Here is a 16732-nt window from a genome sequence, read left to right on the forward strand (position 1 = left end):
ACGCAGAGGTGTCAGACTCACCACAGGCCGCCCGGCAAGGGCGTGCGATCGCGCAAGGGGGTCGGCAATGCCGTTCTTGACGGACTCGACGGAAGTCGCGGTCGAAGGCATCGGCGCGGCACGTCGCATCGGCTGGATGCGCTTCGTGGGCAATGGGCTGGGCGCGATTCCCATCGCCTCGATCATTCTTGAACGTCAGGACGGCCCGTGGGCCTGGGTGTTGCTGCTGCTCAACGCGCTGGCCTGGCCGGCGCTCGCGCTGGTGCTGACCCAGCGCTCACGGCAGCCTGCGGTGGTCCAGTTCCGTTGCATGGTGGTTGATTCCTTCTTTGGCGGTGGCTGGATCGCCTTCATGGGGCTCAGCGTGGTACCCAGTGCGTTGTTCGCCGCGCTGCTGGTCGCCGACAAGATCGCCGCCGGTGGGGTGAAGCTGGCGGTACGGGCCACACTGGCACTGGTAGCGGGATTCGCGCTCACCTGGTGGGGGCTCGGGTTTCCTTACCAGCCGGTGTCATCGCAGCGCACGATCGTGCTCAGCGTTCCGTTCCTGTTCGTCTACGGCATCGGCCTCAGCATCCTCAGCTGGCAGCTGGCGCGGCGGGTGAAATCGCAGAACCGCCAGTTGAAGCGGCTGAGCCGCATGGACCCGCTGGTGGAGCTGGCCAACCGCGGCTTCCTGATCATCCGTGCGCAGCAGGCACTGGACAAGGCGCAGGGGCAGGGTGGCTTTGCCTGCCTGCTGATGCTTGATGTGGATGACTTCAAGCGCATCAATGACTCGCACGGTCATCGCGCCGGGGACGAAGTGCTGCGCCATATCGCCTCCACCTTGCGCGCCTTCGCCCGGCCCGGCGATACCCCTGCGCGGCTGGGAGGCGACGAGTTCGTCGTGCTGCTGCAGGACTGTGCGCCCGTCGATGCGATGCATGTGGCAGAGCGGGTTCGGCTGCAACTTCTGGAGGCAGCACGGCAGGCAACCCCGGGCATCGAGTTCAGCGTCAGCATCGGAATCGCGGCGACGCCGCGCGGTGGCAGCGTCGAGGACTGGCTGGCACTGGCCGACCGCGCGCTGTACCACGCCAAGCGCCAGGGCAAGAACAACGCCAGCTATGGCGAATGAGGTGTTGACACGTCTCTGGCGCAGGCCAGCAGCTGGGCGGCCGTTGCCGGAGGCTTGCAGCGCACCGCCAACTGCAGCGTAGTGGTCGGCATGCCCAGTTCCAGCGCAACAAAAGCCAGGCCGCTGCGGTGCATGCTCTGCATCGAGGCCGGCACGATGGCGATGCCCAGGCCGGCAGCGGCAAGGTTGATCGCCGAAGCCACCTGCGGCGCTTCCTGCTGGATGGTAGGCGCAAAGCCCTGGCTGCGGCAGGCAGCGACGACGTCTGCACTCAGGCCCTGGCCCGATTTCCGCGAGAACAGGATGAAGCGCTCGTCGCGCAGCTCGGCCAGCGCGATGCTTGTCCGGCACGCCAACGGGTGATCGGCCGGCAGTACTGCCACCAGTGGCTCGGCACTGAGTTGCTGTGTCATCCGTTCACCGCTATCGGAAAACGGCGGGCGCACGATCACTGCATCGAGTTCGCCATCATCGAGGCGCCGGACCAGCGATTCACTGCCATCTTCGACCAGCTGCACCTGCACCGCCGGATGTGCCCGCTGGAAGCTGCGCATCAGCGCGGTGACCGCCTCGTTGTAGGTCGCCGATTCGGTCAGCCCCAATGTCAACGTACCGACCTCGCCGCGTGCGGCGCGCAACGCCTCCTCCTTGGCCTGGTCGACGCGCGCGAGGATGTCCTCCGCGGCTCTCCAGAATACCTGGCCAGCATCGCTGAGCACGATGCCGCGTCCCTGCCGGTGGAACAGCGGTGTGCCGATCTCTTCCTCCAGGGCGCGGATCTGCTGCCCGAGCGGCGGCTGGGCGATATGCAGGGCCTCGGCGGCCTTGGTGAAGCTCTGCAGCTGGGCAGTCATGACGAAGTAGCGCAGGTGCCGCAGTTCCATTGGAACCTCAAACGTTCTGGTGCTGTACGAACAGGGTATTGGACGGTCGCCGCTGGCGGCAACATCATCGGTATCCCACGGCAGATGTCCAACGACAAGGGAGACCCCATGAAAAAGACACGTCAGTTGCGCGATCTGCTCCGCCAGGGCAGCGTGATTGCGCCAGGTGCATTCGATGGATTGTCGGCACGCCTGGTGGAGCTGGCCGGCTTCGATGCGGTCTATGCCAGCGGCGGCGCCATCGCGCGTTCGGCCGGCGTGCCGGACATCGGCCTGCTCGGCCTCAGCGAAGTGCTTGCGCAGGTTGAACGGATCGTCGATGCCTGCGATCTGCCGGTGATCGCCGACGCTGACACCGGCTTCGGCGGCACCGCGAATGTTGAACGCACGGTGCGCGCGTTCGAAAGGGCAGGGGTTGCCGCACTGCATATCGAGGACCAGGCCTTCCCCAAGCGCTGCGGACACCTGGATGACAAGACGCTGGTCGACGCGGGCGAGATGTGCACGAAGATCCGTGTCGCCTGCCAGTCGCGGATCGACCCGGAGCTGATGATCATCGCGCGTACCGATGCCATCGCCTGCGAAGGCCTGGATGCGGCGATCGAACGGGCGCAGGCCTATGTGGACGCGGGCGCGGACATGATCTTCGTCGAGGCACCGGAAGCGCTGGAGCAGATCGAGGTGATTTCGCAGCAGGTTCCCGGGCCGAAGCTGATCAACATGTTCCACAGCGGCAAGACGCCGCTGGTGCCGGTGGCGCGGCTGGCCGAACTCGATTACCGGCTGGTGATCATTCCCTCGGACCTGCAGCGCGCTGCGATCCGGGCCATGCAGCGCACCCTGCAGGAGATCGCAGCGACTGGCGACAGCGGGCGTGTTGCCGGCGAGCTGGCCAGCTTCGGCGAGCGTGAGACGATCGTGCGCACGGCGCGGTATCTGGCACTGGACCGGGTGTGATCCGGGCGTGATTGCGGACGTGCCGATGGACGGAGAAGGGGCGGCGGAATCCGCGTGTGTTGCCTGTTCATCCTGCACCCGGAATCATCGCCGCCAATCCTCTACCATGGGCCACCCTGCCCGGACGTGCCGCCCATGCAAGACGCCCTCGTTGCCCAGCCCAAGCCCCCCGTCCCGAGGATCGCGGCCTGGCTGATGATGCTGCTGGGCATGTGGCTGGCGCTGAAGCTGGGCCTGGTGGTGACCCTGCTGTCGGGCCTGCTGGTGTTCCAGCTGACCCACCTGCTGGCCTCCACCGTGGAGGGCAAGCTGCCGCCAGGCCGGGCGCGGGCGATCGCGGTGATCGTGCTGTCAGCGGTGATCATCAGCGCGCTGGTGCTGGCCGGGATCGGCGTGGCGTCATTTTTCCGCAACGAGACCGGTGGACCGGACGCATTGCTGGCGCGGCTGATGGAGATCCTCAATTCGTCGCGGCACCAGGTGCCGGCGCTGCTGCAGCCGTACATCCCCGAGGACATGCCGGCGCTGCGCACGGCACTGAACGACTGGGCCGCCGAGCATCAGCGCCAGCTGGGCGTGGCCGGTACCTCGGTGGTGCAGGTGGGCGTACGCGTACTGATCGGAATGGTGCTGGGCGCGATGATCGCGCTGTATGACGAACTGCCGCTGCCGAAGATGGGCCCGCTGGCGCAGGAGCTGATCGGCCGCACCAGCCGCCTGGCCACCGCGTTCCGCCAGGTGGTGTTCGCGCAGGTGAAGATCTCGCTGCTCAACACCGTGTTCACCGCCATCTTCCTGCTGGGCGTGCTGCCGTTGTTCGGCGTGCACCTGCCACTGTCCAAGACCCTGGTACTGATCACCTTCATCGCCGGCCTGCTGCCGGTGGTGGGCAACATCATTTCCAACACCATCATCACCATCGTCGCGCTGTCGGTCTCGTTCTACGTGGCCGTGGCGGCGCTGCTGTACCTGATCGTGATCCACAAGCTGGAGTACTTCCTCAATGCGCGCATCGTTGGCGGCGAAATCCAGGCCCGCGCCTGGGAGCTGCTGTTGGCGATGCTGGTGATGGAAGCGGCGTTCGGCCTGCCCGGCCTGGTGGCGGCGCCGGTGTTCTACGCCTACGTGAAGCGCGAACTGGTCGACCAGCGCTGGATCTAGTACGGCAGGGTGTGACGCATTCGCCCCAGCCCGGCGCGGGGTGAGACCTTGCCGGCGCGTTCGCGGTGGCTGCGGTATGCCTATGGTCACGGTTCGCGCGGCACTGGCTTGGCGCTGCCGGGACCGGCGGCTACAGTGATCCGCACTTCAGGGGAAATTTGCATGGCCGGCAAGGCATCGCCCATCGGACTGCGGACCTGGGTCTGGATCCTGGCAGGGTCGTTCGTGGTCTGTACGCTGCCGTTGATGGCCATCGCGCTGTTCCAGGGCGCGCTGCGCTACAGCGCTGCCGAGGACAACCTGGTCAGCCTGCGCCAGCTGCGCCAGACCTTCGAACTGGCCAACCTGGTCTCGGCCGAACGCGGCCCGGCCAACAGCCTGCTCGGTGCCGACCCGGCCGATGCCAGCGAGCATGCGCGGCTTACGCTGCAGCTGGCGGTGGTACGCAGGCGTGTGGACACCGCGCTGCAGCAGCTGGATGCCGTGTTCACGGCTGATCCGGGCGTGGTGGATGAGCATGGGATGCTGGCAGACGCGCAACGTCGCCTGCAGTCGGCGCGCGCGGGCGTGGACCGGGTGGCAGCGCAGCCGCGCGACGCACGACGCGTCGAAGACGTGGAGCGCGCGATCAGCGGCATGTTTGCCGTGGTCGACCGCCTGCACCTGCTGACCTCGGCACAGATCAACGTACTGGTCCGGGCCGACCGCGAAGCGGCGATTCCAGCCATGCAGGGGCAGGTGCTGATCGACCTGCGCGAGCACGGCGGGCGTCTGGCCTCCAACGTGATGGCGCCGGTGGCGGTACCCGGTGCCTGGCGCAACGAACAGGTGCGCGCGGCGCTGCAGACCGAGGGCCGCCTGCTGGAACTGTGGCGGCTGGCCGGCAGCCACGAATCGGTGTTCCGCAGTGATCCGACGCTGTCCTGGCATTGGGATATGGCGCGCCGGCAGTTCTTCGGCGAGTCACTGCCGATGATCGAACAGCTGATCGACGACGGACGGCGTGGCCTGCCGCCGCCGTGGACCGCTGCCGAGTTCACCACGCGCTACGTGCCGACCCTGCAGTCGCTTGAGGCGCTGCGTGACGGTTACCTGAGTGTGTCCATCGCCAGGTTCGAGCACACCCGCAACCGGGAGGCCACGCGGCTGGCGGTACTTCTGGCCACCGCGCTGGGAACCCTGGTGGTACTGGGTGTGGCGCTGCGTATCGCGCATCTGCAGATCCTGCGGCCTCTGCTGCAGGCACAACGGCAGGTGATCCAGATTGCCTCCGACGCGCCGGGGCCCGAGCAGCATGTCACCCATCCGCTGGCCGAGATGCAGCGCCTGTTCGATGCGATTGAAGTGCTGCGCGAGAAGTCGCGCGAACGCTCGGCGCTGACCAGCGAGCTGCGCCAGCTGGCCGGCACCGATGAATTGACCGGACTGCTGAACCGTCGCGCGCTGGAGGAACTGGTGCAGCAGCGCCACGACGAGGGGCGGATGAGCGCAGTGGTGATCCTGCTGGACGTTGATCGCTTCAAATCGATCAATGATGGTCATGGCCACGATGCGGGTGATGAAGTGTTGGTACAGGTGGCGCAACTGCTGCAGCGCCATCTTCGCCGCAGCGACAGCATTTCCCGCTATGGTGGCGAGGAGTTCCTGGTGCTGCTGGCCGACGGTGACCTGGCCGCTGGCCGACAGCTGGCCGAATCGCTGCGGCTTGCGCTGCAGCAGCTGGACATCGTGGTGGCCGGCGGTACCGTGCTGCGGGTGACCGCCAGCTTCGGCGTGGCCCGCGGTGCTACCGACGCCTTGGGCTGGCGGACCCTGCTGCGTGCCGCCGATGCGGCCATGTACCAGGCCAAGGCGCAGGGCCGCGACCGCGTGCGGGTCGCCGGTGGTGGGCGCATTCCACGCTGAAACATCATGTTCATCGCTGGCGCACGCATGGCTGCCTAGACTGGACCTTCGACCATTTGGCAGGAGCGCATCATGACCGTTCGCCCCGTCGTTGCTGCAGCGCTGCTGGCCGGGATGCTGGCCGGCTGTACCTCCACTTCGTCGCAGACCGCTGCGGATGCGCCACGCCACCCCTCGGTTGCCGCCGACCTGAGCCCGGTGCCGGCTTTCACCGGCGGCGGTGCGGGTTGGAGCATTGAGATCGCCTCCACCGGCCAGGGCAACCACGATGCCAGCCTCAGCGCTGACGGCCGTACCCACAAGGGCACGCTGCGCTATCCGGGGCAGCCGGCCGATGCACCGAGCTCGCTGATCGTGCTCAACGGCGAGCTTGGCCAGCAGCCCGCCATCGTCGAGATCAAGCGTGAGTCGTGTCGCACTGCCGAAGGTGTGGACACCCTGGCCAGCGTGCAGGTGACGATGGAAGGGCAGCCGCAGCGCCGCGGTTGTGGCCACCTGGCCGTGTACTGATCCTGTGCGCCGTCGTGCTTGAGATTCCAACCCTGCACACCGTGCGCCTGCGGCTGCGTCCACAGCAGCTGGATGACTTCGGCGTCTATGCCGCGTTCCTGGCCTCGCCGCGTGCGCGGGGCATGGGCGGGCCGTTCGGTGAGGTGGCGGCGTGGGGGCAGTTCTGCCATGACCTCGCCAGCTGGCATCTGTTCGGCCATGGCGCGTTGATGATCGAGCGTGCCGATACGGGAGCCTGCATCGGCCAGGTCGGGATCAATCATGGCCCGCTGTTTCCTGAAAAGGAGCTGGGCTGGTTGCTGTACGACGGCCATGAAGGGCAGGGGTTCGCCACCGAGGCGGCCGGCGCGCTGCGCGACTGGGCCTTCGTGGTGGCGCAGCTGCCGACCCTGGTCAGCTACATGGCGCCGGACAATATGGCATCACAGGCCGTTGCGCAGCGGCTGGGCGGCGTGCTCGATGTGCAGGCCGCGCGCAGCGATGCGGATGATCTGGTCTACCGCTACAGCACCCGGTAGTGCCGGCCGCTGGCCGGCATCATCGGTGCACCCGGGGGCGTCATCTACGCATGTCAAGCCATGACCCATTGCGCGTGGCGCCCGGGCTTTGCCATCCTCCCTGCTGTTTTCCGTAGCGTGGAATCCCGATGCGTCCTGTGTTCTGGCTGGCTTTGGCCCTGCTGCCCACCCTGGCGGTGGCGCAACCCGCGCGTACTGCAAAGGCCAAGGCCCCAGCGCAGGATCCCTTCAGCGAGCTGTTCGACACCGCCTGCATGCAGCACATCGGTGCCCCGGCGCGGTTGCAGTCGCTGATGGAATCCAATGGGCTGTCGCCGTTGCAGCCCGCCGAAGCCGCGACGCTGTTGCAGGGGCAATCGGGCGTGGCCTGGATGGTGCCTCTGGCCAGTGGCCGCTATGCGGTGAGCTGGGCTGACGATGGCACGTGTACGGTCTACGCCGAAAAGGCCGACGCGGCGGTCGTGCAGAAGGGATTCGCCCGGTTGGTGCAGGCCGCACCGAAGCCGTTGCAGGTGCGGTCGCTGCCAGGGCGTGGGCCGCTGTCGGCCGATCAGGTGGCCATCCAGTACGGCTGGGCCACGCCGGGGCAGGGCAAGCTGCAGGTGCGATTCCGCCTGGTCACACGGCAGGCGGCCGAAGCCGGCGTGCAGGCGATGGCCTCGGCGGCCCCGGGCGAAGCGATGCTGGCGCAGGGCGCGCCTGGGCCCTGAAGGGCCCACGCTCGCGATTCAGCCTTTCACGCGGCAAGTGGTATATCGTTTATCGATAAATCCACCCGGGGTGGCGAGGCCACCCCAATGCCGGAGGCCGCTTGACCGCTCGTCCCGCCCGCGCCAGACCCGCGCGAGGCTTGTTCACCCTGGCCCAGGCCGCCGTACAGGCGGTGCGGGCGATGTGCTGGCTGGGCATCCTGGCCGCACTGCTGGCCGTGCCGCTGGTCGCCCACGACCGCAGCTGGCTGCTCGACAGCATCCACGACGCTGATGCCGCTGCCGTGCATGGCAGCGACCTGTTCCTGCATTTCTGCCTGGGCCTGGGCGCGATCGTCGCGCTGCTGGTGCTGTGCCTGATGTTCCTGCGCCACCTGCTGCGGCTGTTGAAGTCGGCGGCGCGCGAGCGGCCGTTCACCCACGCCAATGCACAGCGCCTGCAGCGCATGGCCTGGCTGATGCTGTCGATGGAGGTGCTGTCGATCCTGATCGGCGCCTACGCCGCCTGGATGGGCCCGGACTTCACCTGGATGGAGGTGGGCGGCGGCATGTCGATCACCGGCCTGGTCGCGGTGCTGATGCTGTTCGTGCTGGCCCGCGTGTTCGCGGTGGGTGCAGCGATGCGCGACGATCTTGATGGTGTCATCTGATGGCGATCGTCATCACCCTGGACCGCATGCTGCAGGAACGGGGCATGACCCTGTCCGAGCTGGCCGGGCGCATCGACATCACCCTGGCCAACCTGTCGATCCTGAAAACCGGCAAGGCGCGCGCCATCCGCTTTTCCACACTTGATGCGATCTGCCGTGAGCTGCAGTGCACGCCCGGTGACCTGCTCGGGCATGACCCGGCGCAGGCGCAGGAGGCTGACTGAGTGTTTCCCCTTTTCCCTTACCTACTGACGAAACGGACCTGAAATGGAATGGTTGGCTGACCCCTCGATATGGATGGGCCTTGCAACCCTGGTCGTGCTGGAGATCGTTCTCGGCATCGACAACCTGGTGTTCATCGCGATCCTGGCCGACAAACTGCCGCCGCACCAGCGTGACCGCGCGCGGGTGATCGGCCTGGCGCTGGCCCTGCTGATGCGGCTGGTGCTGCTGGCCGCGCTGGCATGGATCATGAAGTTGACCGAACCGCTGCTCACGCTGTTCGACCACAGCTTCTCCGGGCGTGACCTGATCCTGCTGGGCGGTGGTCTGTTCCTGCTGTTCAAGGGCACGATGGAACTGCACGAGCGGTTGGAGGGCCGCGAGCATCACGAGGATGGCAAGAAGGTCTACGCCAGCTTCGCGATGGTGGTGGCTCAGATCGTGGTGCTCGATGCGGTGTTCTCGCTGGACTCGGTGATCACCGCAGTTGGTATGGTCGACAACCTGGGCGTGATGTATGCCGCGGTGACCATCGCGATGGTGCTGATGCTGGTGGCCAGCAAGCCACTGACCCGTTTCGTCAACAAGCATCCTACGGTGGTGGTGCTGTGCCTGGGCTTCCTGTTGATGATCGGTTTCAGCCTGGTGGCCGAAGGCCTGGGCTACAAGATCCCGAAGGGTTATCTGTACGCGGCGATCGCCTTCTCGATCCTGGTTGAAGCCTTCAACCAGTGGGTGCGCTTCAATCGTGAGCGCAACGAGCGCCGCCAGCCCTTCCGCCAGCGTACCGCCGACGCCGTGCTGCGCATGCTGGGCGCGCGCCCGGCCAATGGCCACGACGACGAAAACGCTGACGAACACGTCGATGCCGAAGAGCGGTTGCAGCCGGCCGAGCACGAGATGATCCGCAGCGTGCTGGGCCTGGCTGATCGCCCGGTGTCGAGCGTGATGACCGTGCGTGCCGACGTGCAGTGGATCGACCTGGCACGTGGGCAGGAGGATGTGGTGGCACGCCTGGTGGCATCGCCGCACACCCGCCTGCTGGTGGGTGATGGCGACCTGGACAGCCTGCGCGGCGTGGTGCAGAGCCGCGACCTTCTGGCCGACCTGCTGCAGGGCAGGCCGCTGCAGCTGGAGGGCAACCTGCGCGAGCCGCAGTACGTGCTGTCCAGCGCCAGCGCACTGCAGGCGCTGGAACTGATCCGCCAGCACCCGGTGCCGTTGGCGGTAGCGGTGGACGAGTACGGCAGTGTGGAAGGCCTGGTGACCGCCAACGATCTGCTGGCGGCCATTGCCGGTGACCTGGTCGACACCCAGGACGAGCGCTATGGCGTGGAGGCGCAGGGCGAGAACCAGTGGGAGGCCGACGGTGCGCTGACCCTGGACGACCTGCAGCGTCTGGCCGGTGTCTCGCTGCCGCGCAGTGCCGACTACATGACCATCTCCGGTCTGGTGCTGGAGCGTCTGGGGCGCCTGCCGGACATCGGTGACACGGTGGAGATTGCGGATGTACGCATCACCGTACTGGCAATGGAGAAGCGTCGCATCGCCCGCCTGCGGGTGGAACGCATCGGGCTTTCGTAGAGTCGAGCCATGCTCGACTGGCCCTCTGTAGAGTCGAGCCATGCTCGACTGCTTCCTGAGCAGCCGGGTACGGGCCCGGCTCTACACAACACTGCCGGCAACCGTCACCATGGCGGGCCCGCTTTCTTTCCAGGATGGTTGCAGTGCTGAGTACGATCGGTTTGTTGATGGGCCTGTATGTGGCCTGGCGCCTGTTCTGGCCACTGCGCATGCCCATCTGGATGAAGGTCGTGCTGTCGCTGCTGCTGGTGAGCGTTGCCGTGCAGCTGCGCATCGTCGCCATGTTCTGGGGCACGATGGCCTCGCCGGAGATACCGAAGCTGGCCATCGCCTCGTTGGCCACGGGTTCGACTGCCGTACTGCTGCTGGCGCTGTTCCTGCTGGTGCTGGACGCGGGCCTGTTGGTGTCGCGCATCCTGCGCAGGCCACGTGCTGTATCGGCGTTGCGCGCGCCGAAGCTGCGCCCGGCGGCGGGTGTGCTGGCGCTGCTGGTCAGTGGCTATGGCGTCAGCCAGGGCATGGCCGTCCCCAAGCCTCGGCAGATCGAGGTGAGCATCGCCGGCTTGCCGGCCGCGTTCGATGGCTATCGCGTGCTGCAGTTGACCGACATCCATGCCAGCCGCCTGCTGACCGGTGAGTGGGTGCGCAGGGTGGTGGACGACAGCAACGCACTGACGCCGGACCTGATCGTGATCACTGGCGATCTGATCGACGGCAGTGTCGAGGCCCGTCGCGAGGACGCGCGTCCGTTGGCCGACCTGCAGGCGCCGGATGGCGTCATTGCCATCACCGGCAACCACGAGTACTACGCGCAGTACCAGGACTGGATGCAGGCGTTCCGCGCGCTGCACATGCAGGTGCTGGAGAACAGTCATCTGCAGGTACGACGCGGTGACGCGGCGCTGACCATCGCCGGTGTCACCGACCCGGTGGCCGCACGCTACGGTCTGCCGCTGCCGGACCTGGAGGCCGCGCTGGCTGGCGCCGATCCGGGCGCGCCGGTGATCCTGCTCGACCATCGCCCGCGCAACGCACGCGAGGCTGCCGCGCGTGGGGTGAAGCTGCAGCTGTCCGGGCATACACATGGCGGCCAGATCATTGGCATGGACCAGCTGGTGAAGCGCGCCAATGGCGGTTATGTGTCGGGGCGTTACGAGGTGGATGGCATGACACTGTACGTGAGCAATGGTGCTGGCCTGTGGGCCGGTTTCCCGGCACGCATCGGCGTTCCTTCGGAAATCACCCTGATCACCCTGCGCCGCGCCCCGTGACCCCTGACAAACCACAGGGAAGGCACCATGTCCCATCCCCGCGCACCCATGGAACGTCTGATCCGCGCCAATGCGGACGAGATCAATCGGCTGCGCCAAGCCATCCGCGAAGCCGCTGGCGCGCGCTGGCGTGGCCCGGAAGAAGTGCAGCGGCACACTGCAGCCTGCGCGGAATACAACCAGCGCTATGAACAGCTTGCGTTCCCGGGTGGCTACGCCAATGCACTGAAGCAACTGGCTGAGCAGGATCCGAACACGGTGGATGTCGTGCTGACCTTCCTTGAGGTGCGCCCGTACTTCTTCCGTTCCGGATATATGTGGAAGACGCTGCTGAAGCGCGTGCAGCGGGTGCCGATGGGCGCGAAGCAGCAGGCCCGGATGCAGAAGATCCTCGATGCCTACGCCGCTTACAGGGCGGCAAGCCAGCACACCGGGTAGCTCCACGCCATGTGTGGAGGTCGCGCAGCACCCCGCGTCCCAGCCGGCCCCGGATCGGCGATCATCTGCACTGGGTTCTGAAACCAGGAAACACGCAATGCAGGGAGCGCATCATTCAATCCGGCGTCCGCGCCACGTCGCGCTGCTGGTTGGTCTACTCGCGCTGGCGGCATGCCAGCGCACAACCGATGCGCCGACCGGAGCACCCGCAGCGGGCACACCGCTTGCCGCCCCGGCCATGGCAGAAGACCTCTCTCCGCTGCTCGATGCGCTGCCGACCTGTGCGCTGGACGGCTGGTACATCGATCAGCAGACCGAGCGTCCGGCACATCCCTGGCTGGCCACGAATGCGCCGAAGCCCTGCAAGGTGGACGAAGAGAATGAGATCGCCACGTTCTGCACGGGTGGGCAATGGAAAGGATTGCCGGTGGAAGAGGTGATCCTGCCGACGATGACGTTCGTCTCGTTCCGTGGGGCCAGGATTGCCTTGCCGTTGGAGAAGGCGCGTTCAATCGCCCGCCAGCACCTGGGGCAGGACTTCCCGGGTGGCGCGGCTTACGAAGCGGGCCGCGAACCGAAGCTGATGGCTGATCCTGAAGATGCGCAGCGCTCGTGGCTGCTGTGCAGCACGCCGGAGCCGGGAGATGACGCGGGCAGCCAGGCAGGCGTGAGCTATTCCGGCATGAACCTGCCCTACGACCACGACGGTTGCAGCTACCGCTACAGTCCGGTCGACTTCTGCGATGCGCGGCACCGGGCCGCCATTGAAGAAGCTCTCCAGCATCAGAAGCCCAATTTCAACCAGCACTATCTGCTGGTACAGGTCGATGATCGTCCCGAGTACTTCCAGCGCACGCTGGTGCTGGTCGACACCCGCACCGGACGCGCCACGCCATTGCCGATCGATGCCTTCACCGGCCCGGCGGGGAAGGGCGGAGACGCCGCCGGCTACGGGACCCTGGAAACGGGTGTGGACCAGCAGCAGTTCTGCCTTGATGGTGCGTTGCTGGTCTACCGCGTGTTCGAGGAAGGACGCTTCTGCTTCGGCTTTGACGGTGAGCGATTCACCGGCCATGAAACCCAGTACATGCAGGCGACGGATAGCCGATGACCGGTATTTCACCCCGGCCGTGACATCCTCCCCGAACCTGCGCAACCGGGATCGAGGCTGTTGAAGGCGAACACGCAATGACTGCCGAGCGGCAGCGCTCGATGTGGGTGGCCGGCCTGTCCACGGTGGTGGAGTGGTACGACTTCACCTTGTATCTGTACTTCGCCACGGTGCTGTCGCGGGTGTTCTTCGGTGGTGGCGAGCAGGCGCTGCTGGTCACCCTGGCCGGCTTTGCGGTGTCCTACCTGATGCGCCCGCTGGGCGCACTGTGCTTCGGCCACCTGGGGGATCGCCTGGGCCGGCGCTGGATGCTGCTGGCATCGATGGCCTTGATGGCAGCGGCGATGCTGGCCACCGCGCTGCTGCCGACAGCGGCCACGGCGGGCACTACGGCGGGCGTGCTGCTGTTGGTACTGCGCTGCGTGATGGCGTTTTCGGTGGGCGGTGAGTACACCGGCGTGGTGGCGTATCTACTGGAAAGCGCGCCGGTGCGGCGACGTGGCCTGGTGACCTCGCTGGCATCGGCAGCCAGTGAAGTGGGCGCGCTACTGGCGGTAGCGATCTCCGCGCTGACCGTGGCGCTGTTGCCCACCGCGCAGCTGGACAGCTGGGGCTGGCGCATTCCGTTCTTCTTCGGTGCCGCGCTGGCACTGGTGATCCTGGTCGCGCGCTCGGGCATGCACGAATCGCCGGAGTTCGAACGCCAGCGTCGCGAGGGCAGTATTCCGGCTACGCCGCTTCGCCACGTATTGCGTAACCACCCGCTGGCGGTAGCGCGCACGTTTGCGATTTCGGCGCTGGGATCGATCACTTACTACGTCGGCATCACCTATGTGCCGGCATTCCTGCATGCGCAGGGTCATGACGAAGGTGATGCACTGTGGCTGTCGACGATTGCGGCAGTGGCGGTCATTGCGATCACGCCGCTGTGCGGCGCATTGTCCGACCGCGTCGGACGACGGCCGATGCTGCTGGGTCTGACTCTGCTGGCGGCGCTGCTGCCGTTGTCCCTGTTCGCGTGGATGGCGGAGGCGACGGCGCTGGGCATCGGGCTGGCGGCGGTGCTGCTGGCCTGCGTGGCCGGTGGCGTGAGCGCGGTCGCGGCCCCGGCCACGGCCGAGCAGTTCCCCGGCGAAGGCCGGGTCAGCGGGCTGGCACTGGGGGTGACCATGGCCACCGCCTTCTTCGGCGGCGCAACGCCATGGCTGGCGCAATGGTGGGTGGAGCGCAGCGGCTGGGCAGCGGCGCCGGGCGCGATGATCGCGCTGGTGGCGGTGCTGGTGCTGCCGGTGCTGTGGACCCTGCCCGAGACGGTCCCGGGCAGGGCCAGGCGCTAGCGGGTCAGACCTTCAGGGTCTGCTCGATGTCGGCCAGTACCGCGGCCGCATCCACGCCGATGGCAATCGACTGCACCACGTGGCCATCCCACACGCTGGGACCGAACGCCAGGCCTTCCGGCTTGGGAATGGTCATGCCGCGGGCGACACCGTCGGTGGCCACGCGCACGCTGGCGCGCTCGAACTGGAACAGCTCCGGGCGGGTCAGCGCGATGCACGCGCAGCAGTCGTGCACGACCATGCCCTTGTGGCCGGCCTGCAGGTAGAAGTCCACGTAGTCCTGCGACAGCGCACGCACCAGCTCGGCGTCGGTACCGCCGATGGCAGCCAGCTTGTCCAGGCCGTCACGGTCCATTTCCACGCGGGTGGTCACGTCCAGACCGATGGCGGTGACCGGCCAGCTGGCGGTGAACACCACGTCGGCGGCTTCGGCATCGCCCCAGATGTTGGCCTCGGCGGCCGGGGTGATGTTGCCGTTGACGTGGAAAGCGCCACCCATGATCACCACGCCGCGCACCAGGCCGGCGATGTCCGGGGCCTGCTGCAGGGCCAGGGCCAGGTTGGTCATGCGGCCGACCGCGACCAGGGTCACCTCGCCCGGATGGGCGCGGACCAGGTCGATGATCAGCTGATGGGCCGGGCGCGCATCGGCGGCCACGTCCAGGCTGGCCGGCACCGGGTGGTTGCCCAGGCCGTTTTGGCCATGGATGTGCACCGGCCAGGCTTCCGGGGTGGCTTCCGGCTGCAGCGGGCCACCGGCACCGCGCGCGACCGGAGCGGCAAAGCCCCAGGCCTGCTTCAGGTACAGCGCGTTGTGCGTGGTCGACTCCACCGAGGCATTGCCGAAGGTGGTGGTGACGCCGATCAGGTCGATCTGGGCGTGCTTGTGCAGGTACAGCAGGGCCAGGGCGTCGTCGACGCCCGGGTCGGTATCGAAAATGACTTTCAGCATGTTGTTGTTCTTCTTCTTCCGTGTGGTGCGGGGGGCGCCGGCGGCCCGGAGGCAGGCCGGCGCGCCCTACATTGTCCCATCTTCATGACAGGCAGGGCCATTGCCGGGGGGGCAGGCCATAATGCCCCCCAGTCCAGGCACGGAGTCGCCGAATGCTGATCGTTGCCCTTCTGCTGGTCCTGCTGGTGCTGGGCCTGAACGTGGTGGCTACCGTGGTGATCGTCAGGCGCGATGGCCTGTCGGCCGGGGGGCGGGCGGTGCAGCTGCTGCTGGTCTGGCTGCTGCCGCTGGTCGGTGCGATCCTGTGCATGGCGGTGGCCACGGCCGATGGCTCACCCGCGCGGAGCGATGGCAGTGGCGGTGGGCCCGCCGATTTCTCCGGCGGCTATTCCGGGGACAGCCACAGTCATCACAGCTACAGCAGCTCCGACTGTGGAAGCGACGGCGGCAGCAGTGACGGTGGTGGTGGCAGCTGCAGCGATTGAGGTCTCTGTAGAGTCGAGCCATGCTCGACTGCACTTCGCTCCAACGCCTCGGTGCCTGATCGAAAGGCAGTCGAGCATGGCTCGACTCTACAGAACAGCGGTTGGCTGCGGCCGGTAGTGCCGGCCGCTGGCCGGCAACCTCAACAGCTCAGCCGCCGCCTTCGGTCGGCAACGGCGCCGGTACGTTCAGCAGCCCGCCTGCCGCCACATAGGCGGCCAGCGCCTGGCCCTGGCTCAGCAGATGGCGTTCCATGGTGCGTTCGGCAGCCTGCGCGTCGCGGCGGCGGAAGCACTCCATCAACTCGCGGTGTTCGGCCAACGACTGCGCGGTGCGGCCCGGCGTCAACAGCTGGCGGCCACGGTGCATTTTCAGGATGCGGTGCAGGTCGTGGGTGATGCGGATCAGCCACGGGTTGCCCGCGTAGTGCTGCACGGTTTCGTGGATCAGGTAGTTGTTGCGGTAGTACTCGGCGATGTTGCCCTCGGCCGCCGCTGCTTCCATCGCTGCATGCAGGTCTTCCAGCTGCTGCACGCCGGCGTCGTCGATGTGCTTCACCGCCTCATGCGCGCAGCGGCCTTCCAGCATCGCCATCACCGGGAACAGCTGGTTGAGGTCTTCCAGCGTCAACCGGGTGACCCGGCTGCCACGACCGGCATCGATCTGCACCAGGCCTTCGGCGGCCAGCAGCTTCAGCGCCTCGCGCAGGGGCGTGCGGCTGATGCCCAGTTCTTCGCACAGCGCGGGCTCGTCGATCCATTCTCCCGGCGGCAGCCGGTAATCGTAGATGCGCTCGCGCACGTGTTCGGCCACCTCTTCGTACAGGGGTGCGCGCTTCTTCGGTGACCGCGGGGCAGGGGCAATGGCCATGGTGGAAGTGTACCGCCAGGTAGTGCCGGCCGCTGGCCGGCAACCCATG

Annotated in this window: 18 protein-coding genes; 15 read left to right on the plus strand and 3 right to left on the minus strand. The window is 67.0% G+C overall.

The window, feature by feature from the left end; translation table 11 throughout:
• Positions 1-67: 67 nt before the first annotated feature.
• Positions 68-1120, plus strand: coding sequence for a sensor domain-containing diguanylate cyclase (locus ACZK3J_RS05460; protein WP_134950928.1), 1053 nt, complete (start codon positions 68-70; stop codon positions 1118-1120).
• Here the strand turns inward: ACZK3J_RS05460 and ACZK3J_RS05465 are convergent.
• Positions 1108-2004, minus strand: coding sequence for a LysR family transcriptional regulator (locus ACZK3J_RS05465; protein ID WP_134950927.1), 897 nt, complete (start codon positions 2002-2004; stop codon positions 1108-1110). The two genes, ACZK3J_RS05460 and ACZK3J_RS05465, sit on opposite strands and share 13 nt — an antisense overlap.
• A gap of 108 nt (positions 2005-2112) precedes the next feature.
• On the opposite strand from ACZK3J_RS05465, the gene ACZK3J_RS05470 reads away from it, so the two are divergent.
• From ACZK3J_RS05470 to ACZK3J_RS05530, 13 genes are all read left to right on the plus strand, one after another.
• Positions 2113-2961, plus strand: coding sequence for an isocitrate lyase/PEP mutase family protein (locus ACZK3J_RS05470; RefSeq protein WP_134950926.1), 849 nt, complete (start codon positions 2113-2115; stop codon positions 2959-2961).
• Positions 2962-3096: 135 nt separating this feature from the next.
• Positions 3097-4122: an AI-2E family transporter gene (locus tag ACZK3J_RS05475; protein WP_012510371.1), complete on the plus strand. Its 1026-nt coding sequence runs from the start codon at positions 3097-3099 to the stop codon at positions 4120-4122.
• Between the two features lie 162 nt (positions 4123-4284).
• Positions 4285-6027 carry a GGDEF domain-containing protein gene (locus tag ACZK3J_RS05480; RefSeq protein WP_197655669.1) on the plus strand — a complete coding sequence of 581 codons (1743 nt, stop codon included), beginning with the start codon at positions 4285-4287 and terminating at the stop codon, positions 6025-6027.
• Between the two features lie 72 nt (positions 6028-6099).
• A complete protein-coding gene (locus tag ACZK3J_RS05485) occupies positions 6100-6537 on the plus strand; it encodes a hypothetical protein (protein ID WP_032127634.1) in 438 nt (145 codons plus the stop codon).
• A 14-nt stretch (positions 6538-6551) separates the two neighbouring features.
• Positions 6552-7055 carry a GNAT family N-acetyltransferase gene (locus tag ACZK3J_RS05490; protein WP_197655670.1) on the plus strand — a complete coding sequence of 168 codons (504 nt, stop codon included), beginning with the start codon at positions 6552-6554 and terminating at the stop codon, positions 7053-7055.
• 128 nt (positions 7056-7183) lie between these two features.
• Positions 7184-7765, plus strand: a complete 582-nt coding sequence (locus tag ACZK3J_RS05495) for an NMCC_0638 family (lipo)protein (protein ID WP_049398870.1) — start codon at positions 7184-7186, stop codon at positions 7763-7765.
• Between the two features lie 182 nt (positions 7766-7947).
• Positions 7948-8415, plus strand: coding sequence for a DUF2975 domain-containing protein (locus ACZK3J_RS05500; protein WP_032127655.1), 468 nt, complete (start codon positions 7948-7950; stop codon positions 8413-8415).
• Positions 8415-8639 carry a helix-turn-helix domain-containing protein gene (locus ACZK3J_RS05505; protein WP_032127628.1) on the plus strand — a complete coding sequence of 75 codons (225 nt, stop codon included), beginning with the start codon at positions 8415-8417 and terminating at the stop codon, positions 8637-8639. Before ACZK3J_RS05500 ends, ACZK3J_RS05505 begins: the two co-directional genes overlap by 1 nt.
• Before the next feature lie 43 nt (positions 8640-8682).
• Positions 8683-10221, plus strand: a complete 1539-nt coding sequence (locus tag ACZK3J_RS05510) for a TerC family protein (protein ID WP_180837924.1) — start codon at positions 8683-8685, stop codon at positions 10219-10221.
• Between the two features lie 134 nt (positions 10222-10355).
• Complete coding sequence (locus tag ACZK3J_RS05515) at positions 10356-11492, plus strand: metallophosphoesterase (RefSeq protein ID WP_414576676.1); 1137 nt, start codon at positions 10356-10358, stop codon at positions 11490-11492.
• 27 nt (positions 11493-11519) lie between these two features.
• Positions 11520-11930 (plus strand): hypothetical protein, encoded by a 411-nt coding sequence (locus ACZK3J_RS05520; protein WP_414576678.1) that lies wholly within the window; start codon positions 11520-11522, stop codon positions 11928-11930.
• A gap of 97 nt (positions 11931-12027) precedes the next feature.
• A complete protein-coding gene (locus ACZK3J_RS05525; RefSeq protein WP_414576704.1) occupies positions 12028-13041 on the plus strand; it encodes a hypothetical protein in 1014 nt (337 codons plus the stop codon).
• Positions 13042-13118: 77 nt separating this feature from the next.
• Positions 13119-14378, plus strand: a complete 1260-nt coding sequence (locus tag ACZK3J_RS05530; protein ID WP_149908831.1) for an MFS transporter — start codon at positions 13119-13121, stop codon at positions 14376-14378.
• 4 nt (positions 14379-14382) lie between these two features.
• On the opposite strand, the gene ACZK3J_RS05535 is transcribed toward ACZK3J_RS05530, so the two are convergent.
• Positions 14383-15330, minus strand: a complete 948-nt coding sequence (locus ACZK3J_RS05535) for a nucleoside hydrolase (RefSeq protein WP_100437526.1) — start codon at positions 15328-15330, stop codon at positions 14383-14385.
• Between the two features lie 152 nt (positions 15331-15482).
• Here ACZK3J_RS05535 and ACZK3J_RS05540 point away from each other — a divergent pair, with 152 nt between their 5' ends.
• Entirely contained in the window at positions 15483-15815 is a 333-nt protein-coding gene (locus ACZK3J_RS05540) for a hypothetical protein (protein WP_414576680.1), read from the plus strand.
• A 148-nt stretch (positions 15816-15963) separates the two neighbouring features.
• Here the strand turns inward: ACZK3J_RS05540 and ACZK3J_RS05545 are convergent, their stop codons facing one another.
• Positions 15964-16683 (minus strand): GntR family transcriptional regulator, encoded by a 720-nt coding sequence (locus ACZK3J_RS05545; protein WP_012510388.1) that lies wholly within the window; start codon positions 16681-16683, stop codon positions 15964-15966.
• Positions 16684-16732 lie beyond the last annotated feature (49 nt).

It is taken from the genome of Stenotrophomonas sp. 86428_Sma (assembly GCF_056481585.1).

Excerpts from the sequence above, each read along its gene's own strand:
- ACZK3J_RS05460 (WP_134950928.1), top strand. The coding sequence starts at position 68 with ATGCCGTTCTTGACGGACTCGACGGAAGTCGCGGTCGAAGGCATCGGC.
- ACZK3J_RS05465 (WP_134950927.1), bottom strand. The coding sequence starts at position 2,004 with ATGGAACTGCGGCACCTGCGCTACTTCGTCATGACTGCCCAGCTGCAG.
- ACZK3J_RS05470 (WP_134950926.1), top strand. The coding sequence starts at position 2,113 with ATGAAAAAGACACGTCAGTTGCGCGATCTGCTCCGCCAGGGCAGCGTG.
- ACZK3J_RS05475 (WP_012510371.1), top strand. The coding sequence starts at position 3,097 with ATGCAAGACGCCCTCGTTGCCCAGCCCAAGCCCCCCGTCCCGAGGATC.
- ACZK3J_RS05480 (WP_197655669.1), top strand. The coding sequence starts at position 4,285 with ATGGCCGGCAAGGCATCGCCCATCGGACTGCGGACCTGGGTCTGGATC.
- ACZK3J_RS05485 (WP_032127634.1), top strand. The coding sequence starts at position 6,100 with ATGACCGTTCGCCCCGTCGTTGCTGCAGCGCTGCTGGCCGGGATGCTG.
- ACZK3J_RS05495 (WP_049398870.1), top strand. The coding sequence starts at position 7,184 with ATGCGTCCTGTGTTCTGGCTGGCTTTGGCCCTGCTGCCCACCCTGGCG.
- ACZK3J_RS05500 (WP_032127655.1), top strand. The coding sequence starts at position 7,948 with ATGTGCTGGCTGGGCATCCTGGCCGCACTGCTGGCCGTGCCGCTGGTC.
- ACZK3J_RS05505 (WP_032127628.1), top strand. The coding sequence starts at position 8,415 with ATGGCGATCGTCATCACCCTGGACCGCATGCTGCAGGAACGGGGCATG.
- ACZK3J_RS05510 (WP_180837924.1), top strand. The coding sequence starts at position 8,683 with ATGGAATGGTTGGCTGACCCCTCGATATGGATGGGCCTTGCAACCCTG.
- ACZK3J_RS05515 (WP_414576676.1), top strand. The coding sequence starts at position 10,356 with ATGGTTGCAGTGCTGAGTACGATCGGTTTGTTGATGGGCCTGTATGTG.
- ACZK3J_RS05520 (WP_414576678.1), top strand. The coding sequence starts at position 11,520 with ATGTCCCATCCCCGCGCACCCATGGAACGTCTGATCCGCGCCAATGCG.
- ACZK3J_RS05525 (WP_414576704.1), top strand. The coding sequence starts at position 12,028 with ATGCAGGGAGCGCATCATTCAATCCGGCGTCCGCGCCACGTCGCGCTG.
- ACZK3J_RS05530 (WP_149908831.1), top strand. The coding sequence starts at position 13,119 with ATGACTGCCGAGCGGCAGCGCTCGATGTGGGTGGCCGGCCTGTCCACG.
- ACZK3J_RS05535 (WP_100437526.1), bottom strand. The coding sequence starts at position 15,330 with ATGCTGAAAGTCATTTTCGATACCGACCCGGGCGTCGACGACGCCCTG.
- ACZK3J_RS05540 (WP_414576680.1), top strand. The coding sequence starts at position 15,483 with ATGCTGATCGTTGCCCTTCTGCTGGTCCTGCTGGTGCTGGGCCTGAAC.
- ACZK3J_RS05545 (WP_012510388.1), bottom strand. The coding sequence starts at position 16,683 with ATGGCCATTGCCCCTGCCCCGCGGTCACCGAAGAAGCGCGCACCCCTG.